The organism is Gelidibacter sp. (assembly GCF_035577925.1).
In the GTDB taxonomy this organism is placed as follows: Bacteria; Bacteroidota; Bacteroidia; order Flavobacteriales; family Flavobacteriaceae; genus Gelidibacter.
The window spans coordinates 1-3,858 of the sequence record NZ_DATJCY010000378.1 but is presented as its reverse complement, the minus strand read 5'-3'; the positions used below and the strand labels follow the sequence as shown (position 1 = coordinate 3,858).

The following is a 3,858-nucleotide window of genomic DNA, read 5'->3' as shown; positions in this document are numbered from 1 at the left end:
TAAATAGCATTTAAGTGACGACATAATCATAATTAAATCCATCTCCCATAATGACAAATATCTTATACAATATTGTTCCTAAACTAGAACCCTTTGATTATTCGTTACATCATGACAAACGATTTATCAATCAAAAATGGATATTGATCAATGGTATTGATGATTCGAAATCAATGTATATTTTCAAGCCAAACAATGAATTGGTCATTTCTGAAAATGATTCGGTTACAACTACCCGATGGAGTTTTATCAATTCCAATTTTTTATCCATAAAGACTGAAGATGGTATTGTACTGATCAAAGCCTATTATAAAGATGAAGACACCTTAGTCCTGAATCAAAAAGCGTCGGATGATTATGCATTTTTCATCAACTCCAGTGATTATAAAGAAACAATAAACTCCAAAGAAGATCTCCAAAAATTTCTTAAGGATAAATATCTAAAAAAAGCCTCCCAAATCATTTCCAAACATCAATTCTACTATATTCAACGCTCTAAGGAATACGGCCCATACACCATGAAGGAGCTTTCAAAAAAAGTAGAAGACCGATCAATTAATGCTTACTGTCTGGTGCGGGATGTCAATGAAGATGATTACTCCAACAAACTCCGAATTATAGATTTGCTTCGAGAATTCAAGTAAAAAAAATAAAAAAAGCGAGCACTAAATATTGTGCTCGCTTTTTATACCCGTTTTTAAAAGTTTACTTAAATATGCAATGCTCTATCATCGGTGGCTGCCAAAGCAGCTTCCTTAATAGCTTCCGTAAAGGTTGGATGCGCATGCGAAATACGTGAAATATCTTCAGCTGAAGCTCTAAATTCCATAGCCACTACAGCTTCGGCAATCATATCGGCTGCACGTGCACCAATCATATGAACGCCAAGAATTTCATCAGTAGTTTTATCTGCAAGCACTTTAACAAAACCATCAAGATCCATACTTGCTCTACTTCGTCCTAAAGCACGCATCGGGAATTGACCTGTTTTATATGCAACACCTTCTTCTTTTAATTGCTCCTCTGTTTTCCCAACAGAAGCTACTTCAGGCCAAGTATAAACTACACCAGGAATCAAATTATAATTGATATGTGGTTTTTGTCCAGCTAAAGTCTCGGCTACAAAAACACCTTCTTCTTCAGCCTTATGTGCCAACATCGCGCCTTTGACAACATCGCCAATGGCATAAATATTTTTGACATTAGTCTGTAAATGCTCATTCACCTCAATTTGTCCTCTGTCCGTAAGTTTTACACCTGCAGCTTCAGCATTAAGTCCGTCGGTATAAGGGCGACGTCCAACAGAAACCAAACAATAATCACCTTTAAATTCAACTTCCTCACCTTTTTTGTTGTCTGCTTTCACAATGACCTCATCTCCTACTCGCTCTACAGATTTTACTTTGTGGGATACATTTACGCTGAACTTCGATTTTTTAAGAACTTTGGTCAATTCTCTTGACAGTCCTGAATCCATCGTTGGAATTATTCGGTCCAAATACTCGATTACAGTAACTTCAGCACCCAATCTTTTATAAACCTGACCAAGTTCTAAACCGATAACACCACCACCAATAACAATAAGATGCTTAGGAATTTCCTTTAGCTTTAAAGCTTCGGTAGAGGTAATGACACGCTCTTTGTCCAATGTAATAAATGGTAAATTTGAAGGTTTGCTTCCTGTAGCAATAATGGTGTTTTTTGCTTCGATTTCTTCTGTTTTATCACCAGTAATTACAATATGGGTAGCATCTTTAAAAGCCCCAACACCTTGATAAACATCAATTTTATTTTTTTTCATCAAAAAATCAATGCCACCTGTAGTTTGTTCAACAACCGCATCTTTACGGCCGATCATCTGTTTTAAATTTACTTTGATATCACCAGGAATGTCGATACCATGTTCTTCAAAATGCTTAATGGCATCTTCATAATGATGAGAAGAATCTAAAAGTGCTTTACTTGGAATACAGCCAACGTTAAGACAAGTTCCCCCAAGGGTGGCATATTTTTCGATAATTGCAGTTTTCATGCCTAATTGCGCACAGCGAATTGCTGCTACATAACCTCCAGGTCCAGAGCCAATAATGGCCACATCATATGAATTCATAAAATTGATTTTTTGACGTTTATTAAAATTGAGTACAAAAATACGATTTTGATTGACGTTTTACGAATAACCAGCAACGATTTTATCAATGTTTATGCGAGAACTGAATAAATAAATATCAACCTAAAAAATTAAACAATCCTTCTGTTCCAGATATAAAGGACAAACAGCAATAAACAACACTTTTATATAGCAATATTGTAGATTTTATTTTGATATAAGCCCTTATAAAATATATAGCGAGTAACTTGATCAAATTATAAAAGGCGTTAAAACATATTCTGAAAAGATTTGATCGACGGAAGGAATTGGTTTAAATATTAATGGCAGTTGTGTGCTTTACTTCATTAATTACAAACATACTGTGGGTACTACCAATATGGCTGATAGATGTTAGTTTATTGACCATGAATTCCCTAAAGGCTTCCATATCCGAAACAATCACTTTAACAAGGTAATCATAATCACCACTAATATGATGGCATTCCATCACTTCTACAAGATTTGAGACTTCTTTTTCAAATTTAATAATATAATCTTGTGTATGTTGGGCGAGTTTGATATGACAAAATGCAACAAAATTCTTGTTAACTTTTTCCTTTTGAAGTAATGCCACATATTTTAATAGAATACCTTCCTTTTCCAGTTTTTTTATGCGCTCATAAACTGCCGTTACAGAAAGATTGAGCTTAATGGATAATTCTTTATTGGTTTGTTTACTATTGGATTGAAGCAACTTAAGGAGTTTTTTATCGATTATATCAAGAGTCATAAATGAAAAATTTTCAGTTAGAATAATCCAAATATAAAATAATATAATCAAAAATCTACATATATCAATAATTAGAGAAAAATAATCTAAATTAAAACACATACATTGATAAAAATTCTAAATTATACCATCTTTGTATTCATATCAACTAATTTAAATCTAAGAAACATGGCATTTAAACCAGCAAATAATATTCAGGACTTACAATACTTTGGAGAATTTGGAGGTGTCAATCCTTCTATTTCTGACTCTTCCACCTATACGTTCCTTTCTGCAAAAACAATGTTTGATACGTTTGAGGGCAATGCCGATGGCTGCTATTTGTACTCGCGCCACTCTACGCCTTCCAATCTTTATCTAGGACAAGCACTGGCTGCAATGGAAGGGACTGAAACCGCAAGTGTAACGGCATCGGGAATGAGTGCCATCACCTCTGTTTTAATGCAACTTTGCGGCGCACAAGATCATATTGTTTCCAGCCGAACGATTTATGGTGGATCATATGCTTTTCTAAAAAACTTTACGCCACGTTTCAATATCCAGACCACATTTGTAGATATCACCAAATTAGACCTTGTTGAAGCGGCTATTACGCCACAAACAAAAGTAATTTTTTGCGAATCGGTGAGCAATCCATTATTGGAGGTTGCAGACATTGCAGGTTTGGCAAAATTGGCAAAGAAACACAATATAAAACTCGTGGTTGACAACACATTTTCGCCCTTATCCATTTCACCGGCGCAGTTGGGTGCCGATATTGTAATTCATAGTTTGACCAAATTCATCAATGGTTCCAGCGATACTGTTGGGGGCGTAATATGTGGCAAGCAACAATTTATAGATGATTTAAGAAATGTCAATGACGGCGCATGCATGCTTCTTGGACCAACTATGGACAGCTTAAGGGCTGCATCGATCCTAAAAAACTTACGAACCTTACACATCCGCATTTTACAGCACAGCCATAACGCACTTT

The 3,858-nt window shown here is 35.3% G+C and carries 4 protein-coding genes; 2 read left to right on the top strand and 2 right to left on the bottom strand.

The window, feature by feature from the left end; all coding sequences use genetic code 11:
• Nucleotides 1–50 precede the first annotated feature (50 nt).
• Nucleotides 51–644, top strand: a complete 594-nt coding sequence (locus VNJ50_RS14325) for a hypothetical protein (protein ID WP_325582978.1) — start codon at nucleotides 51–53, stop codon at nucleotides 642–644.
• 65 nt (nucleotides 645–709) lie between these two features.
• On the opposite strand, the gene lpdA is transcribed toward VNJ50_RS14325, so the two are convergent.
• A complete protein-coding gene (lpdA, locus tag VNJ50_RS14320; RefSeq protein ID WP_325582977.1) occupies nucleotides 710–2,110 on the bottom strand; it encodes a dihydrolipoyl dehydrogenase in 1,401 nt (466 codons plus the stop codon).
• 313 nt (nucleotides 2,111–2,423) lie between these two features.
• Nucleotides 2,424–2,882 carry an Lrp/AsnC family transcriptional regulator gene (locus VNJ50_RS14315; RefSeq protein ID WP_325582976.1) on the bottom strand — a complete coding sequence of 153 codons (459 nt, stop codon included), beginning with the start codon at nucleotides 2,880–2,882 and terminating at the stop codon, nucleotides 2,424–2,426.
• A 168-nt stretch (nucleotides 2,883–3,050) separates the two neighbouring features.
• On the opposite strand from VNJ50_RS14315, the gene VNJ50_RS14310 reads away from it, so the two are divergent.
• Nucleotides 3,051–3,858, top strand: an 808-nt coding sequence (locus VNJ50_RS14310; RefSeq protein WP_325582975.1) for an aminotransferase class I/II-fold pyridoxal phosphate-dependent enzyme, incomplete at its 3' end; no start/stop codon positions are given.

Excerpts from the sequence above, each read along its gene's own strand:
- VNJ50_RS14325 (WP_325582978.1), top strand. The coding sequence starts at position 51 with ATGACAAATATCTTATACAATATTGTTCCTAAACTAGAACCCTTTGAT.
- lpdA (WP_325582977.1), bottom strand. The coding sequence starts at position 2,110 with ATGAATTCATATGATGTGGCCATTATTGGCTCTGGACCTGGAGGTTAT.
- VNJ50_RS14315 (WP_325582976.1), bottom strand. The coding sequence starts at position 2,882 with ATGACTCTTGATATAATCGATAAAAAACTCCTTAAGTTGCTTCAATCC.